1 protein-coding gene is annotated in these 273 nt (G+C 65.9%); it reads right to left on the bottom strand.

Translation table 11 applies throughout. The features are described 5' to 3' along the window. Nucleotides 1-273 (bottom strand): LysR substrate-binding domain-containing protein (locus SB772_RS40900; RefSeq protein WP_410838639.1); only part of this gene is annotated, 273 nt, incomplete at both ends.

The raw sequence follows: 273 nt of genomic DNA, 5'->3' as shown, positions 1-273 counted from the left end.
ACGGCGCTGCGCGCGCGATACGCGTACGACAGGCAAGGACGATCCGCCAGCTCGCGCGGATGCGTGGGTCGCCCTTCGCGCCGCAAATAGTCCGGCGACGCCACCACGAATTGCGTGACGGCGCACAGGCGCCGCGCAACCAGCGACGAATCCGGCAGTGCGGCGATACGCAACGCGGCGTCAAAACCATCGGCGATCAGATCGACCGACGCATCCGATAAATGCAGGTCGATCGACACCTCCGGATAGGCGCGAAAGAAGCCCGGCAGCAAC

This window comes from Paraburkholderia sp. SIMBA_030 (assembly GCF_046535245.1).
Taxonomy (GTDB): domain Bacteria; phylum Pseudomonadota; class Gammaproteobacteria; order Burkholderiales; family Burkholderiaceae; genus Paraburkholderia.
This window is presented reverse-complemented; position numbering and strand designations above follow the sequence as displayed.